The sequence below is a fragment of the Brevundimonas pishanensis genome, assembly GCF_022750635.1.
Lineage (GTDB): Bacteria > Pseudomonadota > Alphaproteobacteria > Caulobacterales > Caulobacteraceae > Brevundimonas > Brevundimonas pishanensis.
In genome coordinates, this window is sequence record NZ_JAJKBG010000001.1 from 459262 (window position 1) to 473797 (window position 14536).

Below are 14536 nucleotides of genomic sequence, written 5' to 3' on the forward strand. Positions count from 1 at the left end.
CAGCCTTTAGAGGCCCACGTCCCACACGCCCGCGTTGCGCATCCGCTCTTCACGGGCTTCGTTGGCGCGGCGGGTCATACCCGGCTCCATCTCGCGAACAGCGTCCGAGACCGTGGATTTGTGCAGGCCCGGGATGACCGCGTGAATGAAGGCGCATCCGGCCAGCTTAAGCAGCTTGCCACAGAACCCCAGCGACGCGCCCATATGCTCGAAATAGGTCTCGCCGACTTCCTCGGGGTGTTCTTTGAACAGACGGTGGAAACGCGAAGACATAGTAGAAAGCCGTAAGCTGCGTGGGTTCTTGCTCTACCCCATTGGGCTATTTTGGCCTAAACCGATCAAGATAACAGGGGTTCCTTTGTCACAGCCCGTTGAATTTGGCGTGACCGTGCATGACACCCCGGAATCTTAAGAGGAAATGCCATGACTGACGCCTCCGCCAAAACCTTCCGTTGGGATGATCCGTTTGACCTGACGGCGCGTCTGACTGACGAGGAGCGGATGGTTCAGGACGCGGCACGCGCCTATGCCCGCGAGGCCCTGCTACCGCGCGTTGTGGCTGCCTTCCGGGACGAGACGTTCGACCGCGCCATCATGACCGAGATGGGCGAGATGGGCTTCCTTGGTGCCATGCTGCCAGAGCAATACGGCGGCTCCGAAGCGAGCCATGTCGCCTATGGTCTGATCGCCCGTGAGATCGAAGCGGTCGACAGCGGCTATCGCTCGGCCATGTCGGTGCAGTCCTCGCTGGCCATGTATCCGATCTATGCCTTCGGCTCGGAAGAGCAGAAGATGAAATACCTGCCCAAGATGGCGGCTGGTGAACTGATCGGCTGTTTTGGCCTGACCGAAGCGGATGGCGGCTCTGACCCCGCGTCGATGAAGACGACCGCCGTGGCCGTCGATGGCGGCTATCGCCTGAACGGTGGCAAATACTGGATCACCAACTCGCCGATCTCGGACCTCGCTGTGGTCTGGGCCAAGCTGGATGGCAAGATCCGTGGCTTTATCGTCGAGCGCGACTTTGAAGGTTTCACCACGGGCAAGATCGGCGACAAGCTGTCGCTCCGTGCCTCGGTCACCGGCGACATCGGCCTGAACGACGTGTTTGTGCCCGAAGCCAACATCCTGCCTGGGGTGCAGGGCCTGCGTGGTCCGTTCTCGTGCTTGAACAAGGCCCGCTATGGTATTGCATGGGGTGCTATGGGCGCGGCGGAGTTCTGCCTGCACGCCACGCGCGACTATGTGGCCGAGCGTATCCTGTTCGGTCGTCCGCTGTCGGCGCGCCAACTTGTGCAAAAGAAGCTGGCCGACATGCAGACCGAAATCTTCCTAGGCTTCGAAGGTGCCTATGCTTTGGGCCGTCTGCTGGACACCGGCGCATGGGTGCCGGAAGCCATCAGCCTGATGAAGCGCAACAACTGCGGCAAGGCGCTGGCCATCGCCCGCGAGGCCCGCGATATGCACGGCGGTGCCGGTATCACCGGCGAACTGCACGTCATGCGCCACGCCATGAACCTCGAGACCGTGAACACTTATGAAGGGGCCCACGACGTCCACGCCCTTATTCTAGGTCGTGCCATAACGGGCGAGGCGGCGTTCTAAAGCCCCTTAATCCTACGGCGAATTAATCCGGAGAACATAGTTTTTCCGTAACGGCAGAGCTAATGGGACGTCGTGGAGAACTCTCATGCCTTTCCGTAAGCCTCTGCCGTTTTTCTTTGCCGCCGCCCTGCTGGCCGCGCCATTGATCGCTTAAGCCCAGACCGATCTTTCGCCGCGGCTGGCCCCTCTGATTGAGGGAACTGACGTGCCCGCAGTCGCCGCGCTGACCATCCGCGAGGGACGTGTTTCGGGCCTCGGCGCAGCGGGTGTGCGCGATCTCGAGAGCCGCGATCCGGTCATGGCGGGCGACGTTTGGCACATAGGCTCAGATGGCAAGGCATGACCACGACCATGATTGCCCGCCTTGTCGAACAGGGCGTGTTGTCATGGGACGCAACCCTGGAACAGATGCTGCCAGCGTTGGCAGCAGATATGCAGCCTGCCTATCGTGACGCCACTCTGGAGGACCTGCTGTCCCACCGTGCGGGTCTGCCCGACATCATCGGCCTTGAAGAGACGCTAGCCTATTTCAGCGACACCCGCCCGCTGCCGGATCAGAGGCTTGAATACGCGCGCCGCGCCTTGGGCATGGACCCTGTTGCCCAGGCGCGCACGACGTCAAACTACAGCAACAGCGGCTATGTGCTGGCGGCAGTGATTGCCGAGCAGACGACGGGTAAATCGACCGAGATACTGCTGCAGGAACTGGTCCTCACTCCGTTAGAGATGACGACCGCAAGGTTCGGCGCGACTTCGAGGGGCAGCCGTTGGGACATGAGACCGGCAAGCCCCTGACAGGGACCATGGCGGACAACCCCGCTGTTCTGGCCCCCGCAGGCGAACTGCACATGAGCCTTGAGGATTGGGGCCTTTTCGTCATTGACCAGATGGAAGGCGAGCAGGGCCACGGACGACTGCTGAGTGCCGACAACTATCGAAGGCTTCACCGCGCGCAGGGCGATACCAGTGCCGCGCTCGGATGGGGCGCGATCAAGGCTTTCAGGGCTTAGAGGGCCCGTTCCTGTCGCACGTCGGGTCGAACGGTTACTGGCGTGCGCTGGTTATCACCCGCCCGGCAAACCGCAGCGCCTTGCTGACGGTCGTAAACTGTGGCGACGGATGCCTGTCGGCAGAGGTCAACCGCGCCACGCTGGATGCTCTCGCGGTTGAAGCCCTGTCGGATTAACGCGGCTCGGGCTCCGGCTCTTTCTGTTCGGGCGTGCCGCCGCTCAGGCTTGGCGTGTAGAGGCCGGTGATAACACGGCTGACGAAGCCTTCGGGCCGGATGCGCGGGCCAAAGCGCGCGCAGGGGTCTTCGCCATTGTTGTCACGTTTTGGGCGGCCCTCGGGCGTTACAGCATCGGCGACGATATCGGCAAAGGCTCCGGTGAGTTGGTGCGCGTCTCCGATGCGGGATAGGGAAGGTGACTCAGTACCCACCACCTGTGCATCGCGGGCCCAGACCACGGCGGCGGCTTGTTGACCGTCCGGTGTGAGCAACTCGGCTTCGGCGGCCAGTCCGCCGGTCGATCCAGGCACCCTCACGCCGAGGGGGCCGGGAATAAAGAAGTTCGCGACCGCCGATGCCGAGGAGCCGACCGCATTGGTGGGCCTTACCCGACTGGCCGCCGCTCTCAGCCGACCAGCTGACGGATCGGGCTGTGGCGCAATATCGAATCTGCCGGACAGGGCAAAGCAAAGCCGGCGGTCTATCTCTTGCGTGATTACGGTCTTTTCCTCGTCGCTGAAGCCGTCGCCGATGTCGCCGACAAGAACGGTGGGCTCGATCCAGACCGCTTCAATGGGCGCAAGTAACTGCGGGTTACGATGCTGGGCGACCTTGGCCCGGACGGTGTCGGTGCGGGGCTGGAGTTGGCTGTAGTCGGAGAGGAACCCGCTGCGCGTCGTATCCGCCGATGCGCAGGCGCTGACCGTCAGGCCGCAGGCTGCAATCACTAGGGCGGGTTTGAAAATAGAGCGCGCTCGCAGAGAGGCCGAGGGCGACAGTTTTTTATGGAACATGGTCAGGCCCGCATCATTGATATCATTCAAGTACGGATGCCGGGCTAACTTGGTTCACCTTGGTGACCAGCGGGTTTTGGTTATAGTACCCTTCCCACCTCCGGAGTGACTGCCATGATACGTGTCCGTGCGGCCTTTACCGCCTCTGCCCTTGGTCTGGCATTTGTTTCGGGTTGGGGCGTTTTGCCGCACACTGCTATGTCGCAGACTGCACAAAGGCTGGGGGTCGATAGCGCACGCGGCGTCTATTCGTTCGCACCCAATCTTGAGCGCAGCCTTCCCGCAGTCGTGAAGGTCATGGCCCTTGGCGGCACCTCGCCTTCATCGGACGACGGCCCCAAACCCATACAGGGCGGATCGGGCGTCATCATCGATGCGGCCAACGGCATCATCGTCACCAACCATCACGTGATCGACGGCGGGCGAAATTTCACGATAGATCTTCTGGACGGGCGTTTCCTGGATGCGGAACTTGTAGGGGCGGACGAGGCGACCGACCTGGCCGTTTTGCGGGTGCGCGGCACGGGCCTGACGCAGGTCGCGCAGGTCGATTCTGACGAGCTTCGCACCGGCGATCTGGCCTTTGCCGTCGGCTATCCGTTCGGGCTGGACCAGACCCTGACCATGGGGGTAATCTCGGGTCTGAACCGCACCGGTCGCGGCGATACCATCGAAGATTATATCCAGACCGATGCGGCGGTGAACTCGGGCAACTCCGGCGGCCCCTTGCTGGACAGTCGCGGTCGGTTGATCGGCATCAACACTTCCATCCTTTCGGGCGGAATGGGCGGCGGCAATGACGGCATCGCCTTTGCCGTACCCACCCGTATCCTGCGTTTTGTCGTCGACCAGATCCTTGCCAATGGCGAGGTCAAGCGCGGCGAAGTCGGACTGGTTGTCGGATCACTGACAGCCCCCCGCGCGCGGGAACTGGGTCTGGGTATCGTCCGTGGCGCGGTCGTGCACGACGTCTATCCGGGCTCGGCTGCCGAAAAGGCGGGGTTGAAGCGCCATGACGTCATCACCTCGCTGCAGGATCGTCCGATGATGAACGGGGGCTCGGTGCAGGCCTCGGTGGGCATAACTACGCCCGGTACTGTCCTGTCGGTCACCTATCTGCGCGATGGCAAGGAAGGTCGCACCATCATGACGGTCGATGATGACAAGGCCGCCATCGCCCATCTGGGCCAAAGTGAAGCGATCGCGCGGGGCATTACTGTCCGCGAGGTCGCAGACGGGGTTCAGGTTCAGGTTGTGGAGGCCGGCACGCTTGCCGCGTCGGTGGGCATTAAGGCGGGCGATGTGGTCACATTCATCGACAAGGCCCCTCTCCGCACGCTTTCGGACTTCGCCCGCGCTGTCGACAGCCCGAACAAAATCCACCTCATCGTGCAGCGCGACGCCGCACAGGTCGAGTTCGATCTGGCACGCTAAACAGGGCGCGAGGAAACAAAAAGCCCGCTGACCGGGGGAGGTGTCAGCGGGCTTTTCTTTATTCGGTTGTCGACCCGCCGGTGCCTGTAAGCGGGGCACCCAGAGGGGGCTGGGGGGGCTGTTCAGGTTCCAAGTGCACCCGACAACAGCGAGCCGACAAAAGAGATCATTGATACGCATCCGGGTAAGTTCTGGACCGAACCGTGTCTCTTTGAAGGTATTTGGTTAATCGCCGACGGCCCCGCCGCGTGTTTTCTTAATCGACTTTCGACATGATCAGGGTGGCGTTTGTGCCACCGAAACCAAAGCTGTTGGACATGACGTGCTTCAGTTCACCGTCATGACGCTGGCGCAGGATCGGCATGCCTTCGAACTCGGGGTCGAGGTTCTCGATGTGGGCGCTCTCGGCCGCAAAGCCGTGCTTCATCATCAGAAGGCAGTAGATGGCTTCCTGAGCGCCCGCGGCACCCAACGAGTGGCCGGTCAGCGACTTGGTCGAGGAAATCATCGGCATGTCGTCGCCGAAGACGTTGCGGACTGCCGACATTTCCTTGGCATCGCCGACCGGGGTCGAGGTGCCGTGCGGATTCAGATAGTCGATCTTCGGATTGCCGGCCATTTCGAGGGCAATCTTCATGCAGCGCTCTGCGCCTTCACCCGACGGGGCGACCATGTCGTAACCGTCTGCGTTGGCACCGTAACCGGTGACTTCGGCATAGATGGTCGCGCCACGGGCGACAGCGCGCTCGTATTCTTCGAGAACCACGATGCCGGCACCGCCAGCGATGACGAAGCCGTCGCGGTCCTTGTCGTAGGCGCGCGAAGCGACCGACGGAGTGTCGTTATAGTTGGACGACATGGCACCCATGGCGTCGAACATGTTCGACATGGACCAGTCGATGTCTTCACAGCCACCGGCGAAGACCACGTCTTGTTTGCCCCATGCGATCTGCTCGGCACCGGCACCGATGCAGTGAGCCGAGGTCGCGCAGGCCGACGAGATCGAATAGTTGATGCCGCGGGTCTGGAACCACGTCGACAGCACAGCCGACGGACCCGAAGCCATGGCTTTCGGCACGGCGAACGGACCGACGCGCTTGGGCGAGCCCTTTTCAGCGGTGGTCTGGGCCGACTGCAGGATGACCTGCGTAGACGGGCCACCTTCACCGACGACCAGGCCGACGCGCTCGTTCTTGATGGACTCAGGGTCCATGCCGGAATCCTTGAGCGCCTCTTCAAAAGCAATGTGAGCCCACGCCGTGCCATTGGCGAGGAAACGCGCCGCACGACGGTCCACCAGAGGGGTCCAGTCCTCGGCGGTCGCACCCAGCGCCGGCGGGGCCCAGACTTGCGAGCGGAACCCGTATTTGGCGTGATCAGGTGCGGATTTGATGCCCGAGCGGGCTTCCTTCAGCGAGGCAGCAACCTCGTCCTGACCCGTGCCGATGGACGAGACAATACCGATACCGGTGACGACAACGCGACGCATGGGCGTTCCCTCGTGTTTTTGATTACGCTTCGGTCTTTTCGGCGCTACCGCCGAACAGGCCGACCCGCATGTCATTGCAGGTGTAGATGACTTCGCCGTCAGCCTCGAGCACGCCATCGGCGATACCCATGACCAGCTTGCGGTTGATGACGCGCTTGAGGTGGATCTTATAGACCACCTTCTTAATGTCCGGCGTGACCTGACCGGTGAACTTCACTTCGCCGACGCCGAGCGCACGGCCCTTGCCCGGACCACCGATCCAGCCAAGGAAGAAGCCGACCAACTGCCACATGGCGTCGAGGCCGAGGCAGCCCGGCATGACCGGATCGCCGATAAAGTGGCACTGGAAGAACCACAGGCCCGGATGGATATCGAGTTCAGCCTCGATATAGCCCTTGCCGTAGTTGCCGCCCTCGTCGGAGATCGTGAGGATGCGGTCGAACATCAGCATCGGCGGGGCAGGCAGCTGGGCATTGCCCGGACCGAACAATTCGCCACGACCGGAGGCCAACAGACCTTCAAGATCAAACGACGACGGGTATTTGGACTGGCTCAAAGTCAGAAGGCTCCGAAAGATGTATTCGGGGGTTACACGACGCAGAGTGTCTGCTCAACCATGGTCAAGCCAGACAGGGCTATATCTGCGCCGCGGCATTAGTCGAAGTGAAGGCAGAACGTATGCCTTCGTCGACGGTTCAAATGGGGTTTATTGGACTTCTCTGCCAGCGCCTGCCGGTCGGGCAGGATTGCACAGGGTGCGCGTCTGGGTTCCGAAGACGGCCCGTTCGGGCAGCCAACCCCGGATTTTGCGCGCCCGAACGCGGCACCAGCCCTCTTCGCATTCGTCCAGCGAAACGATGGAACGCGGCGAGAAGAGCGCCCTGACCGAGGCTGTATCGGAGCGGCCGGTGCGGATAGGTATCGGCTGATCGGTTCGGTTGAAGACACTGCGGCGACCGGACGCAACGGTGCGGTGGATCCAGGCGACCGAGCCGTCAGGATCGCAGATTTTGCGCCATTCGCGGGTTTCCGCGATGACCTGGACGGGCAGGCCGGCGGCGCGGTATTCCCACATAATATTGTAATCCAGCCCCGGGCCCTGACGGGCGCGGACGCGGCTGGACTTCAAAGTCACCCAACGGGGGACTTCCAATCCAGTCGGCGTCGGTCTACCGGAGGGCATGACGGTGCCTGCGCCGCTCATCAGGGCCAAACCCATCATGCCGGCAACCATTCCGATGCGACGGAAATTTTTGATCCTGACCGCAGCTTTGATAGACACATCCAGACTCTAAGATCAGCGGGCACCAGACCCGCAGGAAACCCCAGGGACCCTTATGTCCGTCCGCAAGCTTAAGGTCGTATTAACCAGACGACTGCCCGACGCCATCGAAACGCGTATGCGCGAACTTTTTGATGCCGAACTCAACCTGACGGACAAGGCGATGGACCGCGAGGCGCTGGCCGCAGCCTTGCAGCGCGCCGATGTTCTGGTGCCGACGATTACAGATCGCATTGATGCCGAGCTGATCAACGGCGCGGGCGAACAACTGAAAATGATTGCAAACTTCGGGGCCGGTGTGGACCACATCGACGTCGAGGCCGCCGTAGCCCGCAAGATCATCGTCTCCAATACGCCCGGGGTTCTCACCGAGGATACGGCTGATATCTGCATGTCGCTGATCCTCGCGGTCAGCCGCCGGATCGTCGAGGGGGCCAATGTGGTCACTAATGACGAGTTCAAGGGCTGGACCCCGACGTGGATGTGCGGGCGCAAACTGTACGGTAAACGTCTGGGTATTGTCGGCATGGGCCGTATCGGCCAGGCGCTGGCCCGCCGCGCCCGCGCCTTTGGCATGCAGGTGCACTATCACAACCGCAAACCCGTGCCCGATATGGTCGCCGAGGAACTGGGCGCGACGTGGTGGGACGATCTGGACCAGATGCTGTCGCGTATGGACGTAATCAGCCTGAACTGTCCGGCGACTAAGGACACGCACCATTTGCTTTCCGCACAGCGTCTGGCGCTGCTGCAACCGCACGCCATCCTGATCAATACGGCTCGCGGTGAACTGATCGACGAGGAAGCCCTCGCAGAGGCGGTGAAGTCCCGCGCGATCTTCGGTGTCGGCCTTGATGTGTTCGAGCGCGAGCCTGTGGTGCACCCAGGCTTGGTTGGACATTCGAATGTGGTGCTGCTGCCGCATCTGGGGTCGGCAACGATCGAGGCCCGTCAGGATATGGGTGATCGCGTTATCGCCAACATCATGACATTCCAGAACGGCCACCGTCCGCCGGATCGTGTGATACCAGCGATGTTTTAGATGACTTGAGGTGCTCCTGTGTGCACATTCCGCACAGGGGGAACTCAATGCCAGAAGAGACTCAAGTCGGCGTGTCGCGCCGCGGCGCTTTGTTCACGGCGGTTGGCGCAGGCGCGGCCCTGTGGCTGGGTGCCGGTCATAATGCGGCTGCCCGGACGCTTTCGAGCGAACCCGGTGCCTATGCTATCGAAGATTTCTTCAACCACCGAGGGACCAAGGGCGCTGCATTATCGCCCTCGGGTGAAAAGTTCGCGGTGCTTGAACAGTTTGGCGAGGGCGACCAAACGCGCTCCCAGCTTGTGGTGCGCAACGCCAACGATCCCGAAGGGGCTGCGGCCATCAGCATCGAGGTCGGTGCCTTGGCCGTGCGCTGGGTGCACTGGACCAGCGAAGATCGCCTGCTCGTCAAAACGGTCATGGAGCCAAAGGTCCAGCGCATCCGCATGACCGGCAGCAATCGTTCGACCCACGTCGAAGGCTATCCGACCGAACGCGTGGTGTCGGTGCACACGGTGACGGGCCAGATGGCCGTCATGTTCCAGAACGAAATCAACCGTCTGCGGGCATCGCCCTATCTCGGACAGGTCTCCGACTTCCTGCCGAATGATCCGGATCACGTACTCATGCCTGCGTATGAGAGCGACGGATCGCTGGGCCTGTACAAGATGAATGTGATCAGCGGCGTGGGCGAGCGGATCGAGCGCGGTCCGTCCTCGACCATGGGATGGGTGATGCACGACGGCATTCCCGTGCTGCGCCGTAACATCAATGCTCGCGGCAACGTCGAAACCTGGTTCGCCCGTCTGCCGGGCGAGGCGGACTGGCGCCTGATGCGTCGCAACCGCCTGCGTGATGCGCCCGAGTTTGCCTATGTGGGTCAGACCCAAAATCCGGAGACGGTCCGCGTATTGATCCGTGCGGATAGTGACAACCACTTGACCGTGCGAGACATCAATCTGCGTGACTTCTCGGTCAGCGCTCCGATCAATCATCGCGAAGGTGTGGATGCCATCGACGGCATCTATGACAGCCGCGGCAAATACATTGGCGTCGCCTATTATGGAGAGCGGCTGGAGTACGAGTTCGAAGACCCGGCCCTGAGCGCCCACCATCGCGCCCTGAACCAGTTTTTCGAGAACGATTGCGACGTCAAACTGGTGGACATCAGCGCCGACGGCAACCGTATGATCGGCCGCGTCTCCGGCCCGCGCGAGCCTGGGACGTGGATTTTCTACGACCGTGCAGCGCGCAACATCCTGCCGCTGGGTTCGGCCACCAGCCTCAGCTTTGAAAAGCTGGGCGAAGGCCAGCGCATCATCGTGGATACCCGTGACGGAGCCAAGATCGAGGCTTATTTGACCGCGCCTCTGTCGGGCAAGGCGGGGCCGCTTGTGGTCCTTCCCCATGGCGGGCCGGAGGTGCGCGACTACCGCAGCTATGACCGTCAGGTTCAGATTCTGGCGGCGCAGGGCTGGTGGGTACTGCAGCCCAACTTCCGCGGCTCCGGCGGTTACGGCAAAGCCTTTGCCGAAGCCGGCTGGGGGCGTTGGGGCGAGCGGATGCAGGAAGATGTCGAGGATGCCATCGCCCAAGTGATCCGCGACAAGGGTCTGGATGCCAACCGCGTCGCCATCATGGGAACCAGCTATGGCGGCTATGCCGCGCTGATGGGGGCGGTGCGCCGTCCCGAACTCTATAAGGCGGCGATCTCGATCTGTGGCGTGGCCGATCTGGTCGACATGCTGGATTGGGAAAAGCGGACAGACGACACGCCCGGAAACATGATTTTCGAGTTCTGGACCAAGCGTATCGGCGATCTGAGTACGCAGCGGCCCATGATCGAAGCCGCTTCGCCACGGCGTCGGGTATCGGAAATCGTCTGTCCCGTTCTGTTGGTCCACGGGGTCAAGGACGAGATCGTACCGCCGATCCAGTCACAGGCCATGCACCGCGCGCTGCGCGGCGCGGGCAAGTCTGTCCAGTATGTCGAGATCAACGGTGGACACGGCGACTGGGATGACAAGGAAGAGCTGGCGATGATGAAATCCTGCGTCCAGCTGCTCAATCGCGCTTTCGCCTAAGCGCAGACGGGACATTCAGGCTCGGCGGCCAGCTTCACCACGCGGGTGGCTGCCGACAGTCCGTCATAGATCAACAGGCGGCTCTCTAATGGCTGACCCGCACCGGTGATGACCTTGATCGTTTCCAGCGCGGTCATCGTGCCTATGACGCCTGCCAATGCGCCGATCACACCGACGCGGGCGCAGGTTTCGGCTTCGGGCGGGGCTTCCGGCACGAGACACTGATAGCAGGGCTGGCCGGTGAAGACGCTGACCTGTCCTGACCAACGACCGAGTGCGCCTGACACCAGCGGCTTGCCGGCTGCGACGCAGGCCGCATTCACCGCAAACCGCGTTTCGAAATCGTCTGTGCCGTCCAGAACCACATCGAAACGGCTGACCAGATCGGGGGCGTTTTCCGGCGTGATACGCTGGGTGAATAGCTCGATTTCGGTGTGCGGGTTCAGCGCTTTCAGACGATCACGCGCGACCTCGACCTTGGGCTTGCCGACATCGTCGGTGGTGAAGGTGATCTGGCGCTGGAGGTTGGACAGCGACACCACGTCATCGTCGATCAGACCCAGAGTGCCGACACCCGCCGCCGCCAGATAAAGCGCCGCCGGATTGCCGATACCGCCCATGCCGACCACCAGCACACGGGCGCGTTTCAGTGCCTGTTGGCCCGGCCCGCCCACTTCGGACAGGATCAGGTGGCGGGCGTAACGCTCGACCTCTTCATCGGAAAATCGGACGGGTGACTGGTTCATTTGGTCGCTATTAGCACCTTCTGCATCGCTTGGCGCTTGCGAGGAGGCGCGACGCTCGCCACATCGCAGAACATGACGCAAGCATCCTCATTCCCCGACTGGCACGGCACAACCATTCTGGCGGTGCGCAAGGACGGCAAGACCATCATCGCCGGTGACGGTCAGGTCTCTATGGGTAACACCATCGTCAAGGGTTCGGCCCGCAAGGTCCGCAAACTGGCCGGTGGCAAGGTCATCGCCGGTTTTGCTGGTGCTACAGCCGATGCGCTGACGCTGATTGAGCGTCTGGAAGCCAAGCTGGAACAGTATCCGGACCAACTGGCCCGCGCCTGTGTGGATCTCGCCAAGGACTGGCGCACTGACCGCTACCTGCGCAAGCTGGAAGCCATGCTTCTGGTGGCCGACAAGAACACTATCCTGACCGTGACCGGCGTGGGTGATGTGCTGGAGCCGGAACAGGGCTGCGCCGCAGTCGGCTCGGGCGGCAACTATGCGCTGGCCGCCGCGCTGGCCCTCATCGATGAGGACACCAGCCTTGATGCCGAAGCCATCGCCCGCAAGGCCATGAAGATCGCCGCCGGAATAGACGTTTACACGAACGGTAATCTGACAATCGAGAGCCTCGAGGCTTGATCCAAGCAGCGCCGTAAAGGGCGCTCAAGCAGTGAGCCGCCGCGCGGCGAACGATAGTGCCCTTGGAGGCAAAGCGAAAAAGAATGACTGACCTTTCTCCCCGCGAAATCGTATCGGAACTGGACCGTTTTATCGTCGGTCAGCAGGACGCCAAGCGGGCTGTGGCCGTGGCTTTGCGCAATCGATGGCGTCGCAAGCGTGTGCCGGAAGACCTCCGCGACGAGGTCACGCCAAAGAACATCCTGATGATCGGCCCGACGGGCGTGGGCAAGACCGAGATCGCGCGTCGCCTCGCCAAGCTGGCGGGCTCGCCCTTCCTCAAGGTTGAAGCCACCAAATTCACCGAGGTCGGCTATGTGGGCCGCGACGTGGATCAGATCATGCGCGATCTGGTGGAGGCGGCTATCGGCATGGTGCGCGAAAAGCGCCGCGTCGAGGTTCAGGCCAAGGCCGAGGCCGCAGCCGAAGAACGTCTGCTGGATGCTCTGGTCGGTCCGACCTCGCAGGCGACCACCCGCGACGCCTTCCGCAAGAAGCTGCGTGCCGGTGAGCTGGACGACAAGGAAGTCGAACTGGCGTTGGCCGATAACAGTTCGCCACTACAGGGCATGGACGTGCCGGGGGCCAATGTCGGCATCCTCAATCTGTCGGATATGCTCGGCAAGCTGGGCGGCGGTCGCACCAAGACCGTGCGTATGACGGTGAAGGACGCGACCCAGCCTCTGATCACCGAAGAGGCCGACAAGCTGCTGGATCAGGACAGCCTGACCCGCGAGGCTGTCCAGTTGGCCGAGAACGAAGGCATCGTCTTCCTCGACGAGATCGACAAAGTCGCGGCCCGTCAGGAAAAGGGCGGGGCCGATGTCTCGCGTGAAGGTGTTCAGCGCGACCTGCTGCCGCTTATCGAAGGTACGACGGTTTCGACCAAATATGGTCCGGTGAAGACCGACCACGTGCTGTTTATTGCCTCAGGTGCCTTCCACGTCGCCAAGCCGTCGGACCTGCTGCCGGAGCTTCAGGGCCGCCTGCCGATCCGTGTGGAGCTGAAGGCTCTGACGCGCGATGACTTCAAGCGCATCCTGACCGAGCCGGAAGCCAATCTTATCCGTCAAAATCAGGCGCTGCTGGCGACCGAGGACGTGACTGTCACCTTCACCGATGAAGCGATTGAAGCCATGGCCGATGCGGCAGTCACCGCCAACTCGACCATCGAGAATATCGGCGCACGTCGCCTGCAGACCGTGCTGGAGCATGTGCTGGAAGAGACCAGCTATCACGCCACCGACCTGTCGGGTCAGACCATCGAGTTCAACGGCACGGTGGTGCGCGAGAAACTGGGCGAACTGACCGGAAACGTGGACCTCAGCCGCTACATCTTGTGACGTAGCGGCCAAGGCCGGAAGTTTGAGACCGTCGGCGTTACGCGCCGGCGGTCTTTCTCATTTCAGCGACAGCCTGAACGAGGCGGTCCAGTTCTTGCGGCTTGGACAGACGGTGGTCACCGTCCTTGATGATGTCGAGACGCACATCGCCGCCTTCGTGCTTTTCAAGCAGGGCCAGCTGCATGCGCCACGGCACGCTCTCGTCCAACTTGCCCTGAAGGATATGGATCGGGGCTGGGATGCGGATGGGGCTGTCGAGCAGCAGCCAGTTGCGGGCTTCTTCGAACATGTTGAGCGTCAGTTCATAGCTGCCGAGGCCAGGATCGGTAATCAGCGCCTCGCCGTCACGCATGATGGCCTGACGAATATGGTCGGGTAGGTCCGGCCACATCAACCGCTCGGTGAAGTCCTGAGCCGGATTGACCAGCACCATACCGACCACCGCTTGCGGACGCGCCACAGCCGCCAGCAGCGATACCCAGCCGCCCATCGACGACCCCACCAGAATGACCGGACGGGCCAGCATGTCGATCAGGGCGATACAGTCCTCGCGCCAGCGACCGATGATGGCCTTCTTCCACTCGCCGGACGAGACGCCGTGGGCGAAATGGTCATAGCGGACATAGTTCCAGCCGCCCTTGCGGGCGGCCTCGTCCAGCGCCAGTGCCTTGGTGCCTTCCATGTCGGAACGGAAGCCGCCGACCCAGATCACGACCGGACCATCACCCTCGACCTGCTTATAGGCGATGGTCTCGCCATCGGGACGGGCAAAGGACTTGATCTGATCCATGGTCTTCCTCTCGCGCTTGGGACCGAAAAC

16 protein-coding genes are annotated in these 14536 nt (G+C 62.0%); 9 read left to right on the forward strand and 7 right to left on the reverse strand.

Annotated features, from left to right (window positions below; genetic code table 11):
* Window positions 1–6: 6 nt before the first annotated feature.
* Window positions 7–273, reverse strand: a complete 267-nt coding sequence (locus LOX95_RS02220) for a DUF6356 family protein (RefSeq protein ID WP_242912659.1) — start codon at window positions 271–273, stop codon at window positions 7–9.
* Window positions 274–423: 150 nt separating this feature from the next.
* Between LOX95_RS02220 and LOX95_RS02225 the strand changes: the two genes are divergently transcribed.
* The 4 genes from LOX95_RS02225 (at window position 424) to LOX95_RS02240 (ending at window position 2615) form a co-directional block, all read left to right on the forward strand.
* Window positions 424–1605 carry an acyl-CoA dehydrogenase gene (locus LOX95_RS02225; protein WP_242912660.1) on the forward strand — a complete coding sequence of 394 codons (1182 nt, stop codon included), beginning with the start codon at window positions 424–426 and terminating at the stop codon, window positions 1603–1605.
* A 205-nt stretch (window positions 1606–1810) separates the two neighbouring features.
* Window positions 1811–1948 carry a hypothetical protein gene (locus LOX95_RS02230; protein WP_242912661.1) on the forward strand — a complete coding sequence of 46 codons (138 nt, stop codon included), beginning with the start codon at window positions 1811–1813 and terminating at the stop codon, window positions 1946–1948.
* Window positions 1945–2400, forward strand: a complete 456-nt coding sequence (locus LOX95_RS02235) for a serine hydrolase domain-containing protein (RefSeq protein ID WP_242912662.1) — start codon at window positions 1945–1947, stop codon at window positions 2398–2400. Before LOX95_RS02230 ends, LOX95_RS02235 begins: the two co-directional genes overlap by 4 nt.
* An 8-nt stretch (window positions 2401–2408) precedes the next feature.
* Window positions 2409–2615 (forward strand): hypothetical protein, encoded by a 207-nt coding sequence (locus LOX95_RS02240; protein WP_242912663.1) that lies wholly within the window; start codon window positions 2409–2411, stop codon window positions 2613–2615.
* A gap of 172 nt (window positions 2616–2787) precedes the next feature.
* Here LOX95_RS02240 and LOX95_RS02245 read toward each other — a convergent pair whose 3' ends face one another.
* On the reverse strand, window positions 2788–3657 hold the full coding sequence (locus tag LOX95_RS02245; protein WP_242912664.1) for a DUF3313 domain-containing protein: 870 nt from the start codon (window positions 3655–3657) through the stop codon (window positions 2788–2790).
* A gap of 84 nt (window positions 3658–3741) precedes the next feature.
* Here LOX95_RS02245 and LOX95_RS02250 point away from each other — a divergent pair, with 84 nt between their 5' ends.
* Window positions 3742–5061, forward strand: a complete 1320-nt coding sequence (locus LOX95_RS02250; protein ID WP_242912665.1) for a trypsin-like peptidase domain-containing protein — start codon at window positions 3742–3744, stop codon at window positions 5059–5061.
* A 256-nt stretch (window positions 5062–5317) separates the two neighbouring features.
* Here LOX95_RS02250 and fabB read toward each other — a convergent pair whose 3' ends face one another.
* From fabB to LOX95_RS02265, 3 genes are all read right to left on the reverse strand, one after another.
* Window positions 5318–6550 carry a beta-ketoacyl-ACP synthase I gene (gene fabB / locus LOX95_RS02255; RefSeq protein ID WP_242912666.1) on the reverse strand — a complete coding sequence of 411 codons (1233 nt, stop codon included), beginning with the start codon at window positions 6548–6550 and terminating at the stop codon, window positions 5318–5320.
* A 22-nt stretch (window positions 6551–6572) separates the two neighbouring features.
* Window positions 6573–7106: a 3-hydroxyacyl-[acyl-carrier-protein] dehydratase FabA gene (gene fabA, locus LOX95_RS02260; RefSeq protein WP_242912667.1), complete on the reverse strand. Its 534-nt coding sequence runs from the start codon at window positions 7104–7106 to the stop codon at window positions 6573–6575.
* A 150-nt stretch (window positions 7107–7256) separates the two neighbouring features.
* Window positions 7257–7832 (reverse strand): SH3 domain-containing protein, encoded by a 576-nt coding sequence (locus tag LOX95_RS02265; protein WP_242912668.1) that lies wholly within the window; start codon window positions 7830–7832, stop codon window positions 7257–7259.
* A gap of 55 nt (window positions 7833–7887) precedes the next feature.
* Here LOX95_RS02265 and LOX95_RS02270 point away from each other — a divergent pair, with 55 nt between their 5' ends.
* Window positions 7888–8874, forward strand: a complete 987-nt coding sequence (locus LOX95_RS02270; protein WP_242912669.1) for a 2-hydroxyacid dehydrogenase — start codon at window positions 7888–7890, stop codon at window positions 8872–8874.
* Window positions 8875–8921: 47 nt separating this feature from the next.
* Entirely contained in the window at window positions 8922–10955 is a 2034-nt protein-coding gene (locus LOX95_RS02275) for an alpha/beta hydrolase family protein (RefSeq protein WP_242912670.1), read from the forward strand.
* Here the strand turns inward: LOX95_RS02275 and LOX95_RS02280 are convergent.
* Window positions 10952–11701, reverse strand: coding sequence for a HesA/MoeB/ThiF family protein (locus tag LOX95_RS02280; RefSeq protein WP_242912672.1), 750 nt, complete (start codon window positions 11699–11701; stop codon window positions 10952–10954). The genes LOX95_RS02275 and LOX95_RS02280 overlap by 4 nt on opposite strands.
* A gap of 72 nt (window positions 11702–11773) precedes the next feature.
* Between LOX95_RS02280 and hslV the strand changes: the two genes are divergently transcribed.
* Entirely contained in the window at window positions 11774–12334 is a 561-nt protein-coding gene (gene hslV, locus LOX95_RS02285) for an ATP-dependent protease subunit HslV (RefSeq protein WP_242912674.1), read from the forward strand.
* Window positions 12335–12417: 83 nt separating this feature from the next.
* Window positions 12418–13716 (forward strand): ATP-dependent protease ATPase subunit HslU, encoded by a 1299-nt coding sequence (gene hslU, locus LOX95_RS02290; RefSeq protein ID WP_242912676.1) that lies wholly within the window; start codon window positions 12418–12420, stop codon window positions 13714–13716.
* A 37-nt stretch (window positions 13717–13753) separates the two neighbouring features.
* On the opposite strand, the gene LOX95_RS02295 is transcribed toward hslU, so the two are convergent.
* Window positions 13754–14506, reverse strand: a complete 753-nt coding sequence (locus LOX95_RS02295; protein ID WP_242912678.1) for an alpha/beta fold hydrolase — start codon at window positions 14504–14506, stop codon at window positions 13754–13756.
* Window positions 14507–14536: the final 30 nt, after the last annotated feature.

Excerpts from the sequence above, each read along its gene's own strand:
- LOX95_RS02220 (WP_242912659.1), bottom strand. The coding sequence starts at position 273 with ATGTCTTCGCGTTTCCACCGTCTGTTCAAAGAACACCCCGAGGAAGTC.
- LOX95_RS02225 (WP_242912660.1), top strand. The coding sequence starts at position 424 with ATGACTGACGCCTCCGCCAAAACCTTCCGTTGGGATGATCCGTTTGAC.
- LOX95_RS02235 (WP_242912662.1), top strand. The coding sequence starts at position 1,945 with ATGACCACGACCATGATTGCCCGCCTTGTCGAACAGGGCGTGTTGTCA.
- LOX95_RS02240 (WP_242912663.1), top strand. The coding sequence starts at position 2,409 with ATGGCGGACAACCCCGCTGTTCTGGCCCCCGCAGGCGAACTGCACATG.
- LOX95_RS02250 (WP_242912665.1), top strand. The coding sequence starts at position 3,742 with ATGATACGTGTCCGTGCGGCCTTTACCGCCTCTGCCCTTGGTCTGGCA.
- fabB (WP_242912666.1), bottom strand. The coding sequence starts at position 6,550 with ATGCGTCGCGTTGTCGTCACCGGTATCGGTATTGTCTCGTCCATCGGC.
- LOX95_RS02270 (WP_242912669.1), top strand. The coding sequence starts at position 7,888 with ATGTCCGTCCGCAAGCTTAAGGTCGTATTAACCAGACGACTGCCCGAC.
- LOX95_RS02275 (WP_242912670.1), top strand. The coding sequence starts at position 8,922 with ATGCCAGAAGAGACTCAAGTCGGCGTGTCGCGCCGCGGCGCTTTGTTC.
- LOX95_RS02280 (WP_242912672.1), bottom strand. The coding sequence starts at position 11,701 with ATGAACCAGTCACCCGTCCGATTTTCCGATGAAGAGGTCGAGCGTTAC.
- hslV (WP_242912674.1), top strand. The coding sequence starts at position 11,774 with ATGACGCAAGCATCCTCATTCCCCGACTGGCACGGCACAACCATTCTG.
- hslU (WP_242912676.1), top strand. The coding sequence starts at position 12,418 with ATGACTGACCTTTCTCCCCGCGAAATCGTATCGGAACTGGACCGTTTT.
- LOX95_RS02295 (WP_242912678.1), bottom strand. The coding sequence starts at position 14,506 with ATGGATCAGATCAAGTCCTTTGCCCGTCCCGATGGCGAGACCATCGCC.